The sequence below is a fragment of the Paenibacillus lacisediminis genome, assembly GCF_046567315.2.
In genome coordinates this window covers 640,894-662,657 of the sequence record NZ_JBKIAX020000001.1, presented here as the reverse complement: position 1 = coordinate 662,657, position 21,764 = coordinate 640,894, and the positions used below count along the sequence as shown (strand labels likewise).

The 21,764-nt window shown below is 53.7% G+C and carries 19 protein-coding genes and 1 riboswitch; of the genes, 2 read left to right on the top strand and 17 right to left on the bottom strand.

What is annotated here, in order from left to right; translation table 11 throughout:
- Positions 1 to 17: 17 nt before the first annotated feature.
- The 3 genes from ACLD72_RS02855 to ACLD72_RS02845 form a co-directional block, all read right to left on the bottom strand.
- Positions 18 to 1,157 carry a response regulator gene (locus tag ACLD72_RS02855; RefSeq protein WP_410997997.1) on the bottom strand — a complete coding sequence of 380 codons (1,140 nt, stop codon included), beginning with the start codon at positions 1,155 to 1,157 and terminating at the stop codon, positions 18 to 20.
- Positions 1,158 to 1,283: 126 nt separating this feature from the next.
- The gene (locus tag ACLD72_RS02850; RefSeq protein ID WP_410997999.1) at positions 1,284 to 2,090 is read right to left on the bottom strand and encodes a transglutaminase-like domain-containing protein; all 807 of its coding nucleotides are present in this window, start codon (positions 2,088 to 2,090) and stop codon (positions 1,284 to 1,286) included.
- Between the two features lie 16 nt (positions 2,091 to 2,106).
- Positions 2,107 to 2,188, bottom strand: a riboswitch (cyclic di-GMP riboswitch).
- Between the two features lie 81 nt (positions 2,189 to 2,269).
- Positions 2,270 to 3,634 (bottom strand): MFS transporter, encoded by a 1,365-nt coding sequence (locus tag ACLD72_RS02845; RefSeq protein ID WP_410998001.1) that lies wholly within the window; start codon positions 3,632 to 3,634, stop codon positions 2,270 to 2,272.
- 126 nt (positions 3,635 to 3,760) lie between these two features.
- Here ACLD72_RS02845 and ACLD72_RS02840 point away from each other — a divergent pair, with 126 nt between their 5' ends.
- A complete protein-coding gene (locus ACLD72_RS02840; RefSeq protein WP_410998350.1) occupies positions 3,761 to 4,651 on the top strand; it encodes a LysR family transcriptional regulator in 891 nt (296 codons plus the stop codon).
- Positions 4,652 to 4,681: 30 nt separating this feature from the next.
- Here the strand turns inward: ACLD72_RS02840 and splB are convergent, their stop codons facing one another.
- The 6 genes from splB to fabF form a co-directional block, all read right to left on the bottom strand.
- Positions 4,682 to 5,707, bottom strand: a complete 1,026-nt coding sequence (splB, locus tag ACLD72_RS02835) for a spore photoproduct lyase (protein WP_410998003.1) — start codon at positions 5,705 to 5,707, stop codon at positions 4,682 to 4,684.
- Positions 5,704 to 5,967 (bottom strand): transcriptional regulator SplA domain-containing protein, encoded by a 264-nt coding sequence (locus ACLD72_RS02830; protein ID WP_410998005.1) that lies wholly within the window; start codon positions 5,965 to 5,967, stop codon positions 5,704 to 5,706. The genes splB and ACLD72_RS02830 overlap by 4 nt, the downstream gene beginning before the upstream one ends.
- A gap of 101 nt (positions 5,968 to 6,068) precedes the next feature.
- On the bottom strand, positions 6,069 to 7,193 hold the full coding sequence (locus ACLD72_RS02825) for a VanZ family protein (protein ID WP_410998007.1): 1,125 nt from the start codon (positions 7,191 to 7,193) through the stop codon (positions 6,069 to 6,071).
- Between the two features lie 175 nt (positions 7,194 to 7,368).
- Positions 7,369 to 8,646: a DUF4349 domain-containing protein gene (locus tag ACLD72_RS02820; protein WP_410998009.1), complete on the bottom strand. Its 1,278-nt coding sequence runs from the start codon at positions 8,644 to 8,646 to the stop codon at positions 7,369 to 7,371.
- 514 nt (positions 8,647 to 9,160) lie between these two features.
- Positions 9,161 to 10,063: a transposase gene (locus tag ACLD72_RS02815; RefSeq protein ID WP_410998011.1), complete on the bottom strand. Its 903-nt coding sequence runs from the start codon at positions 10,061 to 10,063 to the stop codon at positions 9,161 to 9,163.
- Between the two features lie 258 nt (positions 10,064 to 10,321).
- On the bottom strand, positions 10,322 to 11,569 hold the full coding sequence (gene fabF, locus ACLD72_RS02810) for a beta-ketoacyl-ACP synthase II (protein ID WP_410998022.1): 1,248 nt from the start codon (positions 11,567 to 11,569) through the stop codon (positions 10,322 to 10,324).
- 126 nt (positions 11,570 to 11,695) lie between these two features.
- On the opposite strand from fabF, the gene ACLD72_RS02805 reads away from it, so the two are divergent.
- On the top strand, positions 11,696 to 12,547 hold the full coding sequence (locus tag ACLD72_RS02805; RefSeq protein ID WP_410998029.1) for a helix-turn-helix transcriptional regulator: 852 nt from the start codon (positions 11,696 to 11,698) through the stop codon (positions 12,545 to 12,547).
- Between the two features lie 48 nt (positions 12,548 to 12,595).
- On the opposite strand, the gene ACLD72_RS02800 is transcribed toward ACLD72_RS02805, so the two are convergent.
- From ACLD72_RS02800 to ACLD72_RS02765, 8 genes are all read right to left on the bottom strand, one after another.
- The gene (locus ACLD72_RS02800) at positions 12,596 to 14,170 is read right to left on the bottom strand and encodes a response regulator (protein ID WP_458475521.1); all 1,575 of its coding nucleotides are present in this window, start codon (positions 14,168 to 14,170) and stop codon (positions 12,596 to 12,598) included.
- Entirely contained in the window at positions 14,145 to 16,058 is a 1,914-nt protein-coding gene (locus ACLD72_RS02795; protein WP_410998031.1) for a sensor histidine kinase, read from the bottom strand. The genes ACLD72_RS02800 and ACLD72_RS02795 overlap by 26 nt, the downstream gene beginning before the upstream one ends.
- Positions 16,059 to 16,153: 95 nt before the next feature.
- Positions 16,154 to 17,824, bottom strand: coding sequence for an extracellular solute-binding protein (locus ACLD72_RS02790; protein WP_410998033.1), 1,671 nt, complete (start codon positions 17,822 to 17,824; stop codon positions 16,154 to 16,156).
- Positions 17,825 to 17,919: 95 nt separating this feature from the next.
- Positions 17,920 to 18,807, bottom strand: a complete 888-nt coding sequence (locus tag ACLD72_RS02785; protein WP_410998035.1) for a carbohydrate ABC transporter permease — start codon at positions 18,805 to 18,807, stop codon at positions 17,920 to 17,922.
- Between the two features lie 41 nt (positions 18,808 to 18,848).
- Complete coding sequence (locus tag ACLD72_RS02780) at positions 18,849 to 19,820, bottom strand: ABC transporter permease (protein WP_410998036.1); 972 nt, start codon at positions 19,818 to 19,820, stop codon at positions 18,849 to 18,851.
- 385 nt (positions 19,821 to 20,205) lie between these two features.
- Positions 20,206 to 20,739 carry a GNAT family N-acetyltransferase gene (locus tag ACLD72_RS02775; protein ID WP_410998037.1) on the bottom strand — a complete coding sequence of 178 codons (534 nt, stop codon included), beginning with the start codon at positions 20,737 to 20,739 and terminating at the stop codon, positions 20,206 to 20,208.
- Positions 20,740 to 20,766: 27 nt separating this feature from the next.
- Positions 20,767 to 21,078, bottom strand: coding sequence for a hypothetical protein (locus ACLD72_RS02770; RefSeq protein WP_410998039.1), 312 nt, complete (start codon positions 21,076 to 21,078; stop codon positions 20,767 to 20,769).
- A 37-nt stretch (positions 21,079 to 21,115) separates the two neighbouring features.
- Positions 21,116 to 21,745 carry an NUDIX hydrolase gene (locus ACLD72_RS02765; protein ID WP_410998041.1) on the bottom strand — a complete coding sequence of 210 codons (630 nt, stop codon included), beginning with the start codon at positions 21,743 to 21,745 and terminating at the stop codon, positions 21,116 to 21,118.
- Between the last annotated feature and the right edge of the window lie 19 nt (positions 21,746 to 21,764).

Genomic DNA, 21,764 nt, shown 5'->3' with positions numbered 1-21,764 from the left:
TATTCAAGCAGGCGGCATCAGCGTACCTGTCCCGCTTCCTCTGCAAACTGTCTGTACCATTCCGTTATGTAATGGCTGGGCTCCACATTCAGCTCCTCTTTCAGCACGGTTGCCAGCTCGCGGTACTGACGGTGCACCATGGCAAAGTTCTGCTGAAGTGCGAATATTTTCATCAGGGCAAAATAAGGCGCCTCCTCCTGGGGATGAAGAGTGCAGATGTTTTGATAGAAGGCCCCCGCCTTCTCCCAAAGCTCTTGCCCGAGATACCAATCGGCGATCGCCAGCGCAGTGTGAAGCCAGATGGCTTTGAGCCGCTGGCGCTCGCTCTCCGTCCACCAATAATCGTATTCTTGCAGATAATCTCCGGTGTAGATTTTCATCGCCTCCAGGTAAGCGTCCAGCGAAGCGCCGGATACGGGCGGCAGCGCAGCCAGTTTGGCTTCCCATTCGTCGATGTCCAAGCGGACTTGATGGGTATTTAGGATGTAACCCTCCATCGCGTTCACAATTTGAAAATGATCTCCGTAGGGCTTGAGTGTTTTCCGAATATGATACACGGCCGTATATAATTGCGAGTTAACCTTTTCCGTTTCGTATTCCGGCCACAACACATCGATCAAAGTCGACTTCCGGACTAGCCTTCCCCGGTGCTGCAGGAGATAAAGAAACAACTCCTGTGCCTTTGTCGTGCGCCACTGCAGAAGAGCCGGCTGCCCCTGCCGAGCCTCCACCGTAACCTGTTTGAACAAGCAAATTTTTACAACCTGTTCGGAAGCGGTGACGTCCTCCTGTCCCGCTTTCAACCGCACCTGAATCCGGTCCACGGTTTTGGCCAGGCGTTCGGCTCTGATCGGCTTGAGCAGATAATCCAGTGCGTTTAACTCAAAAGCTTTGATGGCATATTCATTGTACGCCGTGACAAAAACGATATGTATCTCCGGTTTCGATTCCAAAATCCGTGCCGCCAATTCAATGCCGTTGATTTCCGGCAGGCTGATGTCCAAAAACAGCACATCCACACGCTCCCGGAGAATTTCGCTCATCCCCTTGACGGGGTCGGTAAATTTCCCGATAATCTCCACGTCGGCCAGCTTCATCAGCAGCCGCTCCATATAATTCAAGGCCAGCCGTTCATCATCCACAAGTATTACTCTCATTAGAGCCAGACTCCCCCGCTTGGATACTCTTCCCTTCAATAAGAAGATAGCATATCCCACCCAAACAAAGAAGCCTTGAACAAACGTTCAAGGCTCTTTTTTCTATTCGGCTGTTCATGATTTGGCTTAGTAATACTTGTCCGCCTTATATTTAGAGGCGTCCTTGATCATAGTAAACGCGGTCGTTGTCCCCTTCCAGCCGGCATCGGCCGTCGTGTCGATGACCACCCAGCGTCCGTTCACAAAAACTTCATTCCAGGCGTGATACGTCTTCACATAATCGGAAGATCCCATCGCCAGCTTGGCCGGAACCCCAACACTGCGCAGCATCCCCGCAAACAGAGAGGAGAAGCCATAGCAGATGTCTTTCTTGACAGTCAAAGTGCGTTCGATATCCGGCAAATAATCCGAAGAAGCGGTGAACGCCAGACTGTCGTCATATTTGATATTGCTAATCATGTAATTATAAATAGCCTTCACCTTGTCTTCATCGGTAGCCGCGTCTTTCGTCAGCTCCGCCGCCTTCTTCACCGCCAAGCCGTCTATATCCCAATTCACATTTTGCGTCGAATTCAGATAAACCGGCGTCTCATCCTGCAAGCTGAGCTTCACCGTATCCTTGTGCACAAGGCGGTACGTGGTCCCTTTAATCTGTTCCAACAGGCTTATCGTGTAATCCCCGTTGCCCATTTGCAGCGGAAACGTCTCCTCTTTGGCACCGTACGTCAGATTATAGGTATACTTGTTTTTTCCGTTCTCGATCAACAGCTTGGTCTTGATTTTCGGCTTCACGTCGTAATGGATGCTGATCGCTCCCATGGACAGGTTGTCCTTACCCAGCCAGCCCTCAAGTTCGGCTCCCCGCACCTCCGCTCCGCCAAATCCGGCAAACAAGAGTACAAGGGCTATCGTTACAAACTTCAATTTACGCATAAAAAATAAAACCCCCTTCGGTAACTGGCTGCCAGCAAAAAAATACAGGCCCTGTAGCTTTGCGTCCCTGCCTTTCGACAGGTTTGCCATTTTCGTGTAAAGTTTTATATCTTTCTTTATCTCTATCGGAAGCACAGGCGTCATTTGTTAGCCCTATAAGACAAAAAAATCTAAAATTTTTATATTTTTTGTGCGACATTTTGTGAAAAGTAAAAATAATAAAAAAGTACCATCATCACCACCAAAGCGGCGAGAATGAGATAGATATTACTGTACGCGCCGGAATTTACAAACGGGTTTAGCGGGTTCCAACGCACGCTTCCGCCTTGATCCACAGCCTTGCTGTAGACGCTGGCCGCCACCGCGCCGGAAAGAAAGTTCGACATCGACAGCAGCCCCATGCCGACCCCGGTCTGTTCCTTGGTCAGCGTCCGCGAAATCGTGCCTGTCAAGGCGATTTGCATAAACATCTGACCGACGTTGCCAAAGATTAATAATACGGCAATCATAGGGACCGCCGCTCCCGCGAAGATCGAGATCAGAGTAAAGCAAACCAGCAGCAACATGGACGCGGTGCAAAACACAAACGGGTTGCCCTTGGCATCCGCCAGCTTGCCTCCAGTTCTGCCCAGAACAGCCGACACCGCCGCCCCCGGAACCATAGCGAAGCCAATCCAGCCCGAGTCCAGCCCGTTGACATCCGCCAACAGCTGCGGAGACAGGAACGGGAGTGCATAACCAATCCCCATCGCCAGTATGGACATGAGCAGCCCCAGGGAATAACTTCTGTTGCGGAAAAGCTGCGGATCGACGAACGGATGAGCCGCCGTCCGATTGCGGATGGCAAACAGCAAGAATAAGAGCAAACTGCCCAGATAAAACATCATTCGGCCATAAGTAACGCCCAGCAGCAGCAAGGCTACCGCGCCGCCCAGCAGACCGGCCCCCAGCCAATCGACTCTGGCGTATTTGGGCGCCTGCTCGCTTAAATAACGGCGGTAAAACGGCAAGGTAACAAGCATCAGCATCGGAATGCAAAACAGCCAACGCCAATCGACCAGACTGACGATCAACGCCGAAACGACCGGTCCGATCGCCCCCCCGACAGCCAGTCCGGTTGCCGTGATTCCGAGCGCGTACCCGCGGCGTTCGGGCGGAAAGTGGCGGACAGGAATGATCATCGCCGCCGCCGGAATGACCGCCGCTCCCGCCGCCTGCAAAACCCGCCCGGCCAGCACCATCCAAAACGCCTGGGCGGCAAGCCCGGCGAGCGAGCCCAGACAAAACACGGCCAAACCAAATGTGATTAAATTTTTGAACTTGAATACGTCGGCCAATTTCCCGTAGATGACCGATCCGATCGCATAGATCAGCATATAAATAGTGGCTACCCAGCTGACCTGCGCCACGGATAATTGGAACTCGCTTTTAATTTCCGGCAGGACGATATTAAACATCGTGGCGCTCATCGACGAAAGCACCATCGTAAATGCCAAAATACGAATCAGCTTTTCGGCCGATTCTCCCTCTGTCTGCTTTCTCATAACAAATCATGCCTCCTCAAAAACCTTTGCTATGAGTTATTTTATAATTGCATATTGATAATTAAAAATATATATTTAATTATAAAATCATATACTACAGTATATTAATGAAAAGGAATGACTAGTATGGAACTGCTGCAGCTGCAATATTTTCAGACGGTCGCCCGCTTGGAGCATATGACGAAAGCCGCGCAGGAGCTTCACATCGCCCAGCCCGCGCTGAGCAAAACGATCGCCCGGCTGGAACAAGATTTGGGCGTGCCGCTGTTTGACCGGCAGAACCGGCAAATCCGGCTCAACCACTTCGGCAGGACGTTTTTGAAGAAAGTGGAAATCGCACTGAACGTACTTGAGGAAGGACGCAAGGAAGTCGCCGATCTGGCGGGGACGGAGCGGGGGAGCATTCGTCTGGCAACGAACAACCTGGGCCGGATTACTTCCGCTTTGAGCGCTTATCGCGTGGAACACCCGGAAGTGAATTTTCGTATTTTGCAAACTTCGCCAGCTTCCACAGAGGAGTTGGTGGATTTGCTGGAAAATGGCGAGGTGGACCTGTGTTTTACCGCTGCCTCCATCGATCATCCCGACATCCGCGAACAAAAGGTGTTGGACGCCGAGGTGTTTTTGGCCGTGCCGCCCGGGCATCCTTTGGAACGAAGCAGCAGCATCCGCCTTGAGGAGGTCGCGGACGAGCCGTTTATCGAATATAAAGCCGGCCACCCGTTCCGGAAAATAAACAGCTCGTTTTGCCGCGAAGCGGGCATTTCGCCGAACATCGTTTGCGAGGTGGACGAACCGTCCGCTTTGGGCAGCCTGGTACAGGCCGGGCTTGGCGTGGCGTTCGTGCCCGCGTGCCGCAAAGACGAGCTGCCGCCTTATAAAATGCTGCGGATCGAAAGCCCAGTATGCCGGCGCGTCTTCCGGATCGCCTGGCTGGAGCGGCGCTATCTCCCGAAGGCGGCCCGCAGCTTCGGCCGGTTTTTGAGCGAATATTATGCGGAGCTTCAGGCGCCGTAAGCTGCGCCGCCATGCCCCGCCGTCAAGCAATCAAGTAAAGTACTCCAGCTTCGCTTTCGGAAAAAATTGTTTCATATATTCAAACAGATGGGTTTTCAAATCCTCCTCTTCCTCTTTCGGATAAATATATTTGCCGATGCCGTATTTACCCCATTTGTACCTGCGTTTTTCTTCGTCCAGTTCCAGCTTGGTCATCGGGTAATTTTTCTCGATCACCCGTTTGGCCGGTTTCGTGAAGCGGTGCTGAATGAATTCGAACGTAAGGTCCTCTTTCGCCTCGGCCGGCAGTTCGGCATCAAGCCGTTCGAACATCTGGCGGTACCCGTCCTCCCATCCTTCGTGAATGTAAATAGGCGCGACGATAAAGCCCAGCGGATACCCGGCCCGGGCCACCTTGCCCGCGGCCTCGATTCTTTGTTCCAAAGGCGAGGTGCCCGGCTCGAAGTTTTTTATGATGTAATCAGCGTTGACGCTGAAGCGGAAGCGGGTTTTTCCGTTATGCTTCGCGTCCAGCAAGTGATCGACATGATGAAACTTTGTAACAAAACGCAGCTTGCCGTACTCGGACTGCCCAAAGTGTTCGATCGCCCGCTTGAGTGTATGGGTCAGATGGTCGATGCCGACGATATCCGAGGTGCAGGAAGCTTCGAAACGGGTGTACTCCGGGGCGCGTTCGGCCATATACCGGTCGGCGGCCTCCAAAATCTCCTCCACGTTGACATAAGTGCGGATATACGGCTTACTCCCCATCGTCGTTTGCAAATAGCAGTAATGGCAGTGCCCCATGCATCCGGTGGCAAATGGAATGGCGTATTCCGCCGAAGGCTTGGACGTATCGAATTTCAGCGTTTTGCGAATGCCGACGACCAGCGTGGATTTGGCCACCCGGTATTTTTGCAGATCGCTTTCGCCCGGCAGATTTCTCACCTGGTTGTGGGAGGTCGTATAGCGGATGTCCACATCCATGCCCTTAAATTTGTCATAAAGAATTTGACCCAATGGATAATCCAGCGCATCCGGCTCAAAGTAAACCAACTTTGGAACAAACGGCTTCATTCCAGGCTCCCCTCGGCAGCGTCCCCGAAATAGTAGCTGTAAGCCTGCTCCGCTTCGTCCGCCGAGGCATATACGGCCATTTCGCTCGTCAACGGGTAATAGCTTTCATACAAAAACACAGCGAGTTCGCCCGGCCGCTCCGGGTTGTTGACCACCGCGGCCTCCTGGATGTTGGCGACGTCCTGGGTATGCGGGTTGCGGTAAAACACGTAAACGATATCTCCCGGCGCAAAGGTTCGGGCTCCGTCTAACATTTCCATCGAATCCCCTTCTTTTTATGGAATGGTGAAGCTGTCCCTCTGCTTTAAAATATTTCCTTTACCGGAAGCAATTATTTTTCCTCGTTATGGAAAAACACACCTTAGTGTTCCTCTGAACCTAAAACGGTTCGCCTCCACAATATTTTATGCTGTGTCCGGCTTAGTTTCTCATAGAACAGCACGGAGTTTTTGCGAAACACCTGGATGACGACATGAATGAAAAACACCATATCCATCAGCAGGACCAACATGGCCAATAACGCCCTCGCCCCCTCTGGCAATGATCCGGGAGGAAAAACAACCAAGCGGTTGACGCCGAATATCCCCCAATACAGAAGGCCGTAACGGACGATGATCGATATGGCCCTTGGCCGTACTCGATCGCCTTGCTCAGTTTCCTCAAGCCTGATGCGAACGAGCCATTTGCCAAACGTACATCCTCCGCTCAGGTAGGGAAGCAGCATAAAGTAAAGACCTGTCGCGACAAAATAAGCTCCCGGAATCCGCAGCACGTGGCAGATAGCCAACAGCACGGCGCAAATGACAATGTCGAACATCCAGGCCAAGCCGCGGCGGGTGTAGCTCACCCTTTTTGCGGACAAATCCACGCCCCGGTCCAGATGCTCGATCCTGGGCAAAAAACGCGACAACCATTCGGCCGCGAGAAAGCCGATCATTCCGCCAAGCGTGTTTGTCATCAAGTCGTCGATGTCGAACACCCGGTAGGCGTTGTCAAAAAAGCCGAATATGCCGGTCAGCTGCGTTACTTCAAAAAACAGGGACAACAAAAAGGACAGCAGCAGGCAACGAATCGGCCCAAACCGGAAATAGTAACGCATGATCATCCCAAACGGCACCGTTAACAACACGTTGAAGACCACCTGTAAAAAAGCCCGCTCCTTTAGCAGCCGCCAATACGACGAAGGTTCCCCTTTGACAACGCTGGTCTCCTTTAGGATATCCTGAATGAAATGAAACGGAACAAGTTGGACGGCCGATTCGCCGAGCGGCGGGTTGTGCCGCGTGGCAGGAAAGGGCAGCATGATCAGAAACACGGCGTTCATTAGGTACAGCAGGAACAGGTACAGGACGAACGCCCGTACTTTGTTGATATACCCATGCCGGCGGTATTGGACGACGAGAAACGGCATCGTGAACAGCAGCGCGGCGAAAGGAAAAGCCATAAAGGCATAGGAAATGGGGAACAAATACGTTTCAAATTTCAAAGTTCAAACTCCTTCTGCGTAATGAAATCTTATTATCTTACCATAGGACGTATGAAGCCGTTTTTTAGTTAGCCAAAAAGTCCGGGAATTTATGCAAAAAAGCTTCCCCGTCGCTCCATCTGGCGGAGCCGGGAAAGCTTTTTGCCATTTTTGGTGTATTGCGCTAAATAATGACTTACTCCGGTTTGTCCGGCGTTTTCGGCTGAACGTCTGGGTCGGCCGGCTCCTGAGAGGCCGGTTCTTGTGACGGCGGCGCCTGTGAGGCTGCTGCCTGTGAGGCTGCTGCCTGCGTGGCTGGTGTCCGCGGGGTTGGTTCCTGCGGAACCTTCTCCTCGTTAGGGCGAGCCGGAGGAGCAAGCGAGTTCGCTTCCTTCCAGGCCTCCCGCTGTGCAGCTCTATTCTGCGCTCGGCGGCGGTGCACGAGCATTAGCGGCACCACAATAACCGCCGCGATGGCGATCACCGGCAGCGCCCCCGCCAAAAAGACGATCAGCCACTGCAGGATCAGCGACAGCACTTCAATGCTTCCTGTCAGCGCCTGTTTGGCACGCTCCAAGAGCGGAGGCTCATCGCCTGCCGCCAAGGTGGAGCCCCCCTGCTCCGGTTGATACAAACGGATTTCGACCGTAGAGTAGGCGACGTTGCTGTCGATGTACCGCATCCGGCCTTTGATCTGCTCGATTTCCGTCTGGATCCGTTCCAGTTCGTTCACGAACTTAACCAATTGGCTTGTTTGGGTCGCTTCCTCTACGAATTTGAGATACCGGGCTTCCATCGCTTCCTTGACTTTAAGCCGTGATTGCAAATCCACGTATTCCTCGGAAACGTCCTGTCCCTGAATGGTACGCTGCATTGATTTGGGCTTAAGCTGCTCCAATTTGTCCAGGAGGGAGGAAAATCCGGCGGCCGGCACCTTCAGGATAAAATTCCCGCCAAGCTCATGCTGGGACTGATTTTCGGAAAATTCGACAATGTACCCGCCTGTTAACGCCACGAGGTTGCGGATTTCGGATTGCGCTTTGGCGTAATCTTCCACTTCCATCACAACGTTGGCCCGGTATATCAGCTTCTTGTTGAAGCCGGTATCCACCGCGGCCCCTTGAAACCCGGGGGATGTTTGCCCCGTGGCAACAGCGGCGGCGCCTCCTCCTTCCCCCGCTGCTCCCGCCGAAGTTCCGGCCCCTCCGCCGGTGGACTCGGCTTCTTCGTGCCCTCCGGCCTCGGACTTCTCCGCAACCGATTTGTCCGCACTCCTGGATTCGCCCAACCCCATTCCGCCGTCGGCGGCTTCATTGGAAGCTTGATCGCCTACGGCCATGTCAGCCGCTGACGAAGCGCTTTCCATGGACAGGGACGAGCCGCCCGAATCACTTGCGCTCCCGCATCCTCCAAGCAGCCATAACCCTAAAACGACCGCCCCTAATACCGCAATCTTTTTACCCCATTTCTCCAATAGTATGCCCCCCTTGTCATAAACAGACTTGAGCGATCCGCATTAATCATATCTGTTCTATCTGTTCACCCGCGGAACGTCTCTTACCTGTCTTGACGCATCCAAAGTCTGGAAGGTTGCCGTCTTCGAAAAATAAAACAGTGCAAAACATTGAGGACTCAACCTAATAATCAGTGCTTGACAGGACAGGGAAGGCCGGTGGGTTGGTCGGCAGGATCAACATGGCTGGCCGGACGCTTTGCATGATTATCCCGTTTGATCATGGGTTAGAGAAGCGGATATATTCAGGAGAAAGGGATATATTTTGGGGAAAATGGATATATTTAGGCAGAAGCATACATATTCGAAATTATTAGACAGATTTGGGTGAAGTAGACATGTTCGAGATTATTAGACGGGTTTAGAAGACCTGACGGGAGGGATGGGGCCAAACACCGAAAAAAATGAAAAGACCGTGATCAGGCTGAATCCTGAATCCGTTTACAGCAACGTCCGTACCGTTCAAGCATTTCTATCATGCTGCAGCCGCAAGGGGCTGGTTCGGTTGGCGCGCGATCAGCCGGTGGTAAGGGAGCGCCGGAATTACCACACACATGCGCAGCAACTTCTGCCGTATCGTTTCTTTCGCTCCGGGCCGGCGCAGCGAACGGCGTACGGTGTACTCGTTCAGGTACGCCTGCAGATGCTTCAAACCCAGGGCTATATATGTACTCTTCAGCGATTCCCACGCCTCTCTCACCACTTTCCGTAAGGGCGCATACAGCCGAAAGGCTAGAGGAAACGACTGTACCACCGATGTACGAACATCCACATGCTCGTTGATGAAAGCGGCGAGTTCGTGACGGTTTGCCCTTTGTCCGTCTCCTCTCTTGTGCGGTACCAGCCGGATTTTGACCTGCTCCGGCTCGCCCGACTCCGTGACTGTGCACCCCGCTACTACCGCCGAGGCATACGGATGCGAAAACTGACACCGGGACGGGTTACGCCCATACTGATCGCTGTTCACCTTCACGTCTCCGCTGAGCAGTTCACGGGCATCGAACTCCCCGGCGGCATGGCGTATTTTGTGCAGCATCAACCAGGCGGTTTTGTAGGTGACCCGGATCACCTGGCTCAGTCGTATCGCCGAGATACCGTCCTCAAGCAGGAATAAATCCAGGGCCTCGAACCACTTGAGCAGGGGCAGATGCGTCCGTTCAAAAATCGTGCCGACCAAAGCCGACGTTTGATGCTTGCACTTTCCGCACTCGAACAAGGGGATATGCCGAGAGGTCAAACGACTGCACCGGGTGTGAGCGCAGCGCGGGCAGACGAAGCCGTTTGGCCACTTCATCGCGATCAGCGCCTCCATGCAGGCCTGCTCGCTGTTATAACGGCTGCTGAATGGTTGAAGTTCCGTTCCCGCATTGACCTCCATGTTCGCTCGTCCCCCCGAATTAAGATTTCACGTACATACGTTCGCTTTACTTTATTATACCAAACAAGCGTTCTCCTATCAAGCCAAAAATCTTATCTGAACCGCCTCATTTTTTTCTTATCTCTTTTTTTCTTTATTGGTACAATAGCCCCACCTCCTGCCCCCTGAACGAATGGGATAATCGTGCAAGGACGATCAATCACATATGTATGTAAAACCAACAGAGACCCTGCTATACGGCCAGGGTCTCTTTAAAGTTTAATGAAATGATTCGTGATATTTCCGCAGCACAATGACGGCGTTATGTCCGCCGAACCCAAACGAGTTGGACAAGCCGATGTCCAGGTCGGCCTTGCGCGCTGCGTTCGGCACGTAATCCAGATCGCATTCGGGATCGGGATGCGTCAGGTTGATCGTCGGCGGAATCACCCCTTCGTTCAGCGTCTGCATCAAAGCGATCGCTTCCGCGCCGCCCGCCGCGCCAAACATATGGCCGATCATCGATTTGTTCGCCGTGATCGGAATTTGGCCGGCGCGTTCGCCAAACATTTTTTTGATCCCCATGGTCTCCCCGCGGTCGCCCACCCCCGTGCTTGTGGCATGAGCGCTGATCACGTCCACCTGCTCCGGGGACACCCCAGCGGACTGGAGCGCCCGCTTCATCGCCTGGGCGGCGCCTTCCCCTTCCGGATGGGAGGCGACCACGTGAAAGGCGTCCGAGCTGGCCCCGTACCCGATCACCTCGCCATGAATCCGGGCGCCTCTGCGCAGCGCGTGTTCCAGCGATTCCAGGATGACGATGCCGGCGCCTTCGCTCATCACAAAGCCGTCGCGGCCCGCGTCAAACGGACGGCTGGCCTGCTCCGGCTCGCCAATGCGCTTCGACAGCGCCGTGGCGTTGCCGAAGCTGGCCAGGGCCAAAGGATGAATCGCCGCCTCCGTCCCGCCGGCGATCATCACATCCGCCTCGCCGCTCTTAATCAGCCGACATGCTTCGCCGATCGCCGTGTTGCCGATCGAACAGGCCGTCACCGGCGACAGGGTAGGCCCAAGCGCGCCGTAGCGGATGCTGATTTGCGCTGCGGCCATATTTGTAATCATCATCGGGACAAGGCTGGGGCTTACCCGGCCTGGGCCGCGGGCATCCAGGACCCTCAAGTTTTCGGCCAACGTCTCAATCCCGCCGATGCCCGAGCCGACGTAAACGCCAAACCGTTCCCGGTCAAGCTGTTCCGGCTGCAGCCCTGCATCCTGTATCGCCTGTTCGGCGGCAAACATCGCATATTGGCAAAAGCGGTCCATCTTGCGCGCTTCCTTCCGGCCAAACAGCCCCTCCGCATCGAAATCCCGCACTTGGCCGGCGATTTGGACGCCGAATCCCGACGCATCAAAACGATCGATCCGGGAAATTCCCGATCTCCCTTCCTTAAGTCCGTTCCAAAACGTATCCACATCGTTGCCGAGCGGAGACAAAATACCCATACCGGTAATGACAACCCGTTCCATACCAAAATCCTCCTTCAAAAAAACATCTGTTGTCCCCTATTTTATCCGTTCTTTATCCTATTACAAGTTTTTAATTATCCTAGTATAATAGGTAATACAATAAGCGACCATCAAAGGAGTGTCCCCATGAGTACGGAACCAAGGCTTAAAGCGCTCTCCGAATTTTTAAAAACCCGGCGGGCCAAGCTGAATCCGCAGGCCGTCGGTTTGCCTGCGGGCGGGCGCCGCCGAACGCCGGGACTGCGGCGGGAAGAGGTTGCCCAGTTGGCCGGGGTCAGCACAACCTGGTATACCTGGCTGGAACAGGGCCGGGATATCAAGGTGTCCGCTTCGGTCCTGGACGCCATTGCCGGCGCGCTCAAGCTGAATGCCGATGAACGCAAATACTTGTTTGATCTGGCGATGGACAGCGGCTTGCACCCTTCCTTCACCCAGGAGCCAAAAACCGCGATCAGCCCTTCGCTGCATAAAATCCTGCAGGAGCTGAAGTTTTGCCCCACGATCATTTCCGATCGCCATTGCCATATCGTCGGCTGGAACGCCGCCGCGTCCCATGTGTTTGTCGACTTTGAGCATCTTAAAGGCGAAGAGCGGAATCTGATCTACCTCGTGTTCGCCAAAAAAGAGCTGCGCAGCCTGGCGGTCAACTGGCCGCATTTCGTGAAAGGATTTTTGGCGATTTTTCGCGCGTATTACGGCCAGTACGTGGCCGATCCGTGGTATGCCGGGTTTATCGAGGAAATGACGCGAAGCTACCCCGATTTTCATGATTTGTGGGAGCAAAGCGAAGTCAAGGCCGCTCCCGAAGTCCTGATCGAATTCCGCCACGCCAAAGCCGGAAAAATGCTGTTTAACCTCACCTCATTGCAGGTGCAGGGAGAGAGCGATTTGCGCTGCAGCATCTATACACCGATTGAAGGCACGGCCACGGAAACCAAATTGAAGAAGCTGCTCGAGGGAACGGCACAGAAACATTGAATATCGGGCCAAGCCGCAGCTCCAAATGAAAACGGCTAGGCCCGATGTTTATCTTTGGCCAGCAAACACCTTGTCGCGGTATTCCACAGGGGAAATCCCTTCCAGTTCCTTAAAGACGCGGGAAAATTGCTTCGTATTTTCGAAGCCGACCGCCGCGCCGACCTCGAACAATTTCAGGCTTCCGCCGCCGATCAACTGCTTCGCTATGCGGATGCGCACCTTTTTTAAGTACAGCACAAAGCTTTCCCCGGTGTAAGCCTTAAAGGCCTCGCTAAAATACGAGTAGTTCAGCGAGACATGATTGCTGACCATCGCCATGTTGAGCGGCCGGTGATAGTTCTCTTCGATGTAGGCGATGGCATCCTTCATGTCCCCGTGCTCGCTGTGGGCGGAGCGGATTCCCCCGATGTAGTCGTCCAAATTAAGCAGCAGTTGCTCCAACGCGCGAAAATAGTCGTGAAAATGGCGGAAGTTGTTCATCGTCCCCACCTGACGGTACAGCTTCAGCACCTCCACCGAAGCTTCGCCGTACAACCGGAACACCTCGTCCAGCACCTGTTCGTTCATGCGCCGGCCAACCGTTTCCAGATAGGAAATATCGACATCCGGCAGTTCGTCGACACGGAAGATCGCGCGAAGCAGCGCCCCGATTTCCTTTTCCCGCTTCGTGCCGAGGATGTTGCCCAGCTTGCGGAGTTCCTCCTCCGGTACGGGAAAAACACGTTTGCGGTCATGCAGCTCACTGTACCAAATCAAGCTCGTTCCCGGATAGATAAACGTGTGCTCCAGCGACCTTTTGGCCTCCGCATAACAGCGGGGGATATCCTCCGGAAGGCGGCCTTCCCGGCTGACGCCTATCAGCAGGCCTTCCAGGCCCTTCTCCGCGGCAAGCTGCGACAGCTCGGCAAACTTGGCTTGCGGCCCCCCGATCAGTACCACCCGGCCTTCGCGGTCGAAAATCGCGGCGTTCAGGCGGCCATTCACGCTTAGCAGCATGTGCACCGCCAACGATTTCAGCTCCTCCTTGTTCATGCACCGTCCGTCATCGTACTTGTACAGTAGCACCGCCACCGAAAACGGCACGGCATAACGGTCAAACCCGATCTCCTGCCCCAGCTTCCGGGCGTCCTCCCCGCTTATTTCCCCAATTTGCAACAGCTCCTGCAAACTTCTCGACTGCAGTTCCGCACGGTACATCTCCGAGATCACCATCTGCTCCTCCATTCGGGCAAGCTGGTCCAAATGTGCTTCGCATTTCCGCAAAGCCGCAAACAGTTCGTCCCGGCGGATCGGTTTAAGCAAGTAGTCCTTCACCTGATACTGGATCGCCGCTTTGGCATATTCGAAATCCTCATATCCGCTTAGAATGATGACCATAGGTTCAGGTTGCCCTACATCCGGGGGTTCCGCAGCCAATTTGCCGATCAAGGCGATCCCGTCCATCCGCGGCATGCGGATGTCCGTGATGACAATATCAGCCCCTTCGGAACGGTAAAGCTCTAGCGCTTCTTCGCCCTGGCCCGCAGTGATCAGCCGGTACCGGCCTGGAAACTCGCGCTCAATCATCGTTTTTAACCCCAACCGGATATTTTTCTCATCATCTACGATCAAGAGTGTTCGCACGTTCACCCATCCCTTCTGTCAATAACATCCGCGGAATCGTCATCACGACCCGGGTATAACGCCCGGGTTCGCTGAATACCTCAAGCCCCTGAGCCGCGCCGAAAAACAGTTTCACCCGCTCCTGAACGTTCCGCAGCCCGATGCCGCGAGGTTTGAATCCCGGCTCAAAAGCCCCCGGAAGCTTCTCTTTAACCCCTACCGCAGCCAATTCCGCATTTAATGTGGCGAGCGGTCCGGCTTCGATCCCGCAGCCATTATCCATTACGGCAATCTGAATCCGGTCTTCTTCCCAAGCGGCGACGCTGATCCGAATCTCCCGCCTTCCCTCGGCCTCCCCCGGCCAGGCATGTTTCACCGCGTTTTCCACGATCGGCTGCAGGGACATTTTCAGCACCTCCAGCTCCAGATCACCGTTGCTAATCTCCGTGATCAGCACAATCGGCTCGTCAAACCGGATGTTCATAACCTCCAAATAGTTTTCGATATGGCGGATTTCATCGCGCAGCTTGACATACTCCCCCGACCACTTGAAGTTATAGCGCATCATGCCGCCCAGGGAGGTCAGTGCGTCGGAAATTGCGCGTTGTCCCTCGATTTCAGCCATCATTTTGATGTTCTCCAGCGTGTTATATAAGAAGTGCGAGTCGATCTGGCTGTGCAGCGTCCTCAGCTCGGCTTCTTTGGTCGTCGCCTGTTTGCGGATTCCCTGGGCAATCAGCTCGTTGATTTTTTGGATCAGCTTATTGAAATGATGCGCCAGCTCCCCGATTTCCCCTCCCCCCTTGATGCGCGGGATATCGATATGAAAATCGCCTTTGCGCATTTTTTTCGTCGCTTCGGTCAAACGCCGCAGATTTTTCAGAATGATCGAGTTCAGAAAAAAGGTAATGATCGACAAAAGCACGATCAACAGGATATTGGCGGCCATGATTTGCTGCTTGGAGCGCAAGATGTCATCGAGTACGCCTTCAAGGGACACCACGTACAGCAGGCGGGCGCCAATCCGTTCGATGGGGGCGGAAATGAGCAAAAACCTCGCCCCCTCCAGTTCAAATTGAGTTTGAAAGGCGCCGTCCGCACGCTGTTCCCGGAGCAGTTGCCGCACCTTTTGCTGCATGATTTCGCTGCTGCCGAGCACAGGTTGCCCGCGATCCATATACATCGCGCCATGAGCATCGAGCAAAGCCATCTGGGATTCATGGTCCGCAATGCCCGTATACACCCTGGGCGAAAAATCCTTCAGCAGCATTTCCACCCCGATGATTCCGACATGCGCTCCACCCGAGTTGATCTCTTGAAACAGCGAAATTTTCGGCTGGTTTTCCGCAGGCTCGGCCGTGTACCTTTTCATGATATCGCGGTCGGTCTGCTGCAGCACCCAAAGTTGACCGCCATCCAGTTCATTGACCTCAGGGTACCACGGCTCAGCGGCGATCCGGCTCTCCCGGAACACGGTTGGCCATATTTCATGAATCAGCGGATTGTTCGTGAACATCCGCCAGTGAACGATTTGCGGCGTGCTCAGTTGAATCAGGCTGAAATCAGCGAACTTCCCCATATTCCAGTCGATCAGCTCGCTGGTCTCCGGCTCCCGGTCCAGGGTCAAATAATTCATCAAATCCTGATGGGATATGGAGATTTGGGCCGCCAGCTCCATCGCCTCGATCTGCTTTTGGATTTGGATGCTTTCCAGTTCGATCGTGAATTGGCTTTTCTTGAGCGCATCGGCGGTGTAGTTTTGATGAATCTGGTTAAACAGATAGTTCGATACAATAATACTCGGAATAAAAAAAATAACGATATAAGCCGTCACAAGACGGCTTTGCATCGATCTGCGTCCAAGCCAATATAGAAAATGATCCGCGGTTGACTGAATCCATCGTTCCATCGCTGCTATTTCTCCCGGGAATGCGGACAAAGGGGAACCTCGCGGGCGGGCAAGCCGCCGCAAGGAACCCCAGTTTTGTCCTCATGAAATATGGTTTATTTGATGAACTCGGCGAGTTTCGCCATGTGCTCCTCGTATTTCTTCTGTTTGTACTCCCATACTTTGGCATATCCGAGCTCATCGCGTTTCTTTAAGTAAGCGTTCCAGACTTGATCGAACTCGGCATCGGATTTGGCCAACAGCAGCTTAGGCGCCACTTTGCCCCACTCCTGCAAAATTTTCGTATTCATCACGCCTTCCGTGGAGTTGCCTTGCGGATCGATTTGGTCGAATTGCGAGAAGCTATGCGACTTGCCGCGGGTCCAATCTTCCGTCTGCTTGAACGGTTCGACGGCCGGAGGCGCCCAAGCCATGGTAGTGTTCGTATCCATCAGCATCCAGAAGGTGTGGGACGCGCCGTACTTCTTGTCGAACGCGCCGCGGTCGCTGTTGAGCAGCTCCGCAACTTCAGGAAGGAACTGGTCTTTGCCGTCAATCGTGTCCCAGGTGACGCCTTGCTTGCCCAGGTACGTGTCGCGTTGTCCTTCCTCGGAGATCATATAGCTCAGGAAGCGGATCGCCCGCGCTTTGTCCTTGACGTTCTTGGAGATCAACGTCACCGTCCAGCCGGAAATGGACGGTCCGGATAGCGTCGGTTGATCCAGAGCTGCGTTTGCCGGTCCATCAACCGCAATGTAGACAGAGTTCGGATCGTTCGCGTACAGCACGTTTTGCTGGTTGGCCATGTCGTTGCGCTGATACAACATCGCGAAGTAGCGGCCTTGCGCAATTTTCTCTTCCATCTGCGGACGTTTATCCACGAAGATATCTTTGGACAGCAGTCCTTTCTCATTGGCCTGGCGCAGCGTCTTCAGCCACTTGACGTATTCCGGATCGGTGGTGCGGTCGTACAGCTTACCGTCCTTCTCCCACGGAATCGCCAAGAAGTTCTGGATGTAGGCCTCGAGCGAGTAGTTGCCTTTCTCGTGGAAATCGTGCATCCCAAACGGAATCAGCGGCTGCCCATTTACGTCAGGGAACATTTTCTTCGCGTCTTCAAGCGCTTTCAAGAAACCTTCGGGCGTGCGCATATCCGGCTTGCCAAGCGCTTCGTACATATCCTTGCGCACGAGAAACGTCTGGGTGGACGTGAAATTGTCGCCGAATTTCTCGTAATCCTTCGGTGAAGAGGACGCATTCGGATAGCCGTAAACGTTGCCGTCCTCTTGGGTATACCACGATACCTTGGCCGGGTCGGTCGCTTTAAAGAAATACGGATCGTACTGATCTGCCAGCTCATTGAGCGGCAAGACCAAGCCGCCTTCGATCATTTTTTTGACCGCGTCCTCGCTCCAGGCGATCGTGATGAAATCCGGCAGCGAACCCGAGGCGATCATCGCGTTCATCTTTTCGGTCTCGTTGCCGGCAGGCACGATTAGGTTGAGGTTCACGCCGGTTTTCTCCGTCACGTATTGGGAGGTAATGTCCTCACCCCATTTGTTCGGAAACCAGGCAAAGTTGATGTACCAGTCGAACGTGATCGGCGATGTATCCACCTTCCAGCCCGGATCGTCCTGGGTCAGCTTCACTTCCTCCGCCGCAGGCTGCTCTTCCCCTCCCTTCGCGGGTGCGTTGTTGGCCCCGCCGGACGAGCATGCCGTCGTAAAAGCCACAATCAGTGCGAACATTAACAGCAGAAGGCTCTTTGGCTTAAGCATCTTGCTCATGTCTTTTTCCCCTTTTCTCGTTTAGAAATATGATTATATAGAACCCTTGCCGGAATAGGCAAGAAGCAGCTACCTTGCTTATTTGGCAAATCGTGTTATCCCTTGATCGAGCCGATCATCATGCCTTTGACGAAATAACGCTGCAGGAACGGGTAGACGAACACGATCGGCAGCGTCGTGACCACCATCGTCGCCAGCTTGATCGACTGCGAGGTGACCGTCTTGGAAATGCCTCCCGGCACTTGGGCCGCCATCTGGTTGGAGCTGGACTGGGCCACGACCCGGTACAAGTAGGTTTGGATTGGCTGCAGGTCCATATTGTTGAGGTAAATGACCCCGGTAAAATAGTCGTTCCATTGATATACACCATGGAATAACGCGATCGTCGCCACCACCGGCAGCGATACCGGAAGCACGACGCGGAGAAAGATCGCCCAGTCGTTGGCGCCGTCGATTTTCGCCGCTTCTTCAAGCCCGTCCGGGATTTCGCGGAAAAAGGTCATGAAGATGATCAGATCGAAAAAGCTGAACAACGCGGGGATGATGTAGATCAGGAAATTATCCAACAGGTGCAAATCCCTCATCAGCAGGTACGTCGGGATCAATCCGCCGCCGAAAAACATCGTGACCGTCCCGATCAGGATGTAAAGTTTGCCGCCGATCAAATCCTTGCGGGAGAAAGCGTACGCCACCATTGCCGTGAACAGCACGTGCAGCAGCGTCCCGATGAGCGTTTTGGCCACGGTGATGCCCATCGCCAGCATGATGCCGGAGCTTTGGAACACGGCGCCGTAGTTTTCGAAGCTGAACACGCGGGGCCACCAATAGATCCCGCCGCGCATTCCGTCCATCCCTTCGTTCAGGGAATTAACCAGCACGTACCAGACCGGATAAAGCGTCACAAAGCAGATCAGCAGCATTCCGAGATTGTTGAGCAGGTCGAAGATCGCTTCTCCTCGGGTTCTTCTTTTTAAGGTAAGCATGTTCTCAGGGCTCCTTCATGAATTGGACTTGGACTCACCGGCTAAAACAGGGACGTATCGTTCAGCTTCTTCGTCACCCGGTTGGCCAGCAGCAGCAGAATCAGCGCGATCACCGACTTGAACAGCCCCACCGCCGTCGAATAGGAATAGCGCCCGGACAACATCCCGGTTTGGTAAACGTAGATGTCGATGACGTTGCTGGCGCTTTCGTTCAGCGCGTTGCGCAGCACCAGGATTTGATCGAAGTTGGAGTTCAGCACGCCGCCCACCGCAAGAATGAACAAAATCGAAATCGTCGCCTTGATGGAAGGCAGGGTGATATACCACATTTTCTGAAATCTCCCGGCTCCGTCGATCGTGGCCGCCTCATACATTTCCGGCGATATGCTCGTGATGGCGGCCAAATAAATGATGGCAGACCAGCCCAGTTCCTTCCAGACATCCGAAGCGATAACGATGCCCCAGAAATAATTCGGCTCAGCCAGATACGAGATCGGCTCTTGTATCAGGTGCAAAGCCAGCAAAACAGCGTTGATAATCCCGACGTCCGACAGCCAGGTGGTCAAAATCCCGCCGAGGACGACCCAGGACAGAAAGTGCGGCAGGTACGAGATTGTTTGTACCGCCTTTTTGAACCGGACCGAACGCATCTCGTTCAGAAACAGCGCAAAGATGATCGGCAGCGGAAAACCGACGATCAGCTTGATCAAGCTGATGCCCAGCGTATTTTTCATCACATTGACAAAATTGTCGTCCTGAAAAAACTCCTTAAAATGGTCAAAGCCCACCCACGGCGCCTCGGCGATCGATTTGACGATGTTGTACTCCTTAAAAGCGATGATAATGCCGTACATCGGCACGTAGTTAAAGACGATCATCCAGGCGACGCCAAGCAGCGCCATGATTTGAATATGTCTTTGCGCGAACAGGCGCTTGAAACGTTTGCTCCATACCGATGGCGGCGCGCTTCTTTCCGGAGCGTCCGCCGGTTCCGTCATCTGCCCTATATCCATTCCTCTGACCTCCAAGCTGTTCATAAGCTAATTATGTAAGCACTTCCAACTTCCTGTATCCATTGTAAACTGGGGCAGGGGCAAGGGTAAGGTTTCAGATTTCGTATCAGGGGCTCATTTTTCGGCTAGGAAAAACATCGCCGCCCTAACGGACACCAGCGACCTTATCCGCCCATTTCCCGGATATTTCCCAGCCTAACGGACACAGGCGACCCTATTTTGCTCTAAACCAGTTCATCCTGGACGATTTGAGGTAAATAAGGCCATCTGTGTCCGTTTACATTTTGCAAACCTTCGTTTTTCCGAAAATAACGGCTCTGGTGTCCCTTAGCTCTTAAAAAAAATGACGACCGGAACTCTCTCCGTGTCGTCATTCTTTGCTTACCTATTGTTCTTCCGCCAGCACGCTCATGATAATGATATCGCTGTATCTCCCGTTTTTGAACTCTTTTTGCCTTAGCCGTCCTTCTTCCTTAAAGCCGCAGCTGAGATAACAACGGTAAGCCCGTTCGTTAAAATCAAGAACCTCCAGCTCCAGCCGGTTCAGGTTCAGCCGTTCGAACACGAACCGTTTCATCAGTTCGATCGCTTCCCGGCCATACCCTTGTCCAAGCAGTTCCTTGCGTCCGATGACGATGCCGAGCACCGCCGAACGGTTTTGCCAGTCGATTTTGTGCAGATCGATTTGACCGATGTACTCTAGCGTATCCTTTTCGGCAATGACAAAGCCTTTGCTCCCGGTCTTCCCTTCCATCGTCATTTTCAGAAAAGACTCGCTCTCGTGAAGCGTATGCGGAAACGTAAAAATACCGCTCAGCGTGCCGGTAATTTCCTCATCGTTCACCCATTGCCGGATATAAGGCAGGTCCTCCATCCGGTAGTCCCTTAACGTGATCCGGTTTCCGTGAATATGCGGCATACTTCAAACCTTCTTCCTTCCCGATCATTAAGAAAACTTGGCATAGATCATAATTCCAATATAAGGGATCACCCACAGCAGGGGAAGCATATTCCACCATACCGAGCGCTTCCATTTGCCTTTGGCGAAAAACATCCAGCTCAGTATCAGCGCCAGCAGCAGTCCGACAGGATAAGCCTCAAGGTAATATAAAAAGATCCTTATTCCCTTATCGCCAGCCGAGCCGGGCGAATCGGACAGAAACGCGGAAATGCCCAGCACGACGAGCCAAACGGCCAAAAACAACACATATACGATCTGCGACAAGATGAGAAAAAGCATCGTTTTCCGTTTGGCCATCTCTTGCCACCCTTTCTAAGGTTTCTTGTCCGCCAACCTAATCGAACCATACCTCATTGGGCTGATGCCGCAAGGCAAACAGCTTTTGAATTTGCTGCAGCGTGTTCCTTTCGACAGATAACGGCGGCAGTTCGTCCTTCCCGAAAAAACCAACCTGCAGCGTTTCCATGCCAGGTTCCGCCTCACCGCCGGCGATCCCGCATAAAATAAACAGCTTATAGACATGCCAAGGCTCCGGGGGATGTTGATGGAATTTTTTGTCCAACACCGCCATCAAGCGGACCGGCACGACTTCCAGTCCCGATTCCTCCTTGACCTCCTTGACGGCGATCTCTTTCGGCGACAGTCCGATGTCGGCCCACCCGCCGGGAAGGGCCCAAGCCCCGTCGATCCGTTCTTTAACGAGCAGGATCCGATCGTCCTGGAACACGACACCGCGGACGTCCACCTTTGGGGTCGCATACCCGGTTTCTGCGGCAAACAGCGACCGGATCTTCTCCGTCTCCACCTCGGTGTACCGGTTCAGGATGTCCACGCTGAGGTCTCGCAGCATTTCAAAGCGCTCAAGGTCGTACATATCTTTGGAGTAGGCCAGCCCCGCTTGGCTGATCGCCTGGATCTGCTTCGCCCACTCCAGCCATAACGGCTGCGGAACATGCTCCGCCATCGTCCATCGCTTCCTTTCT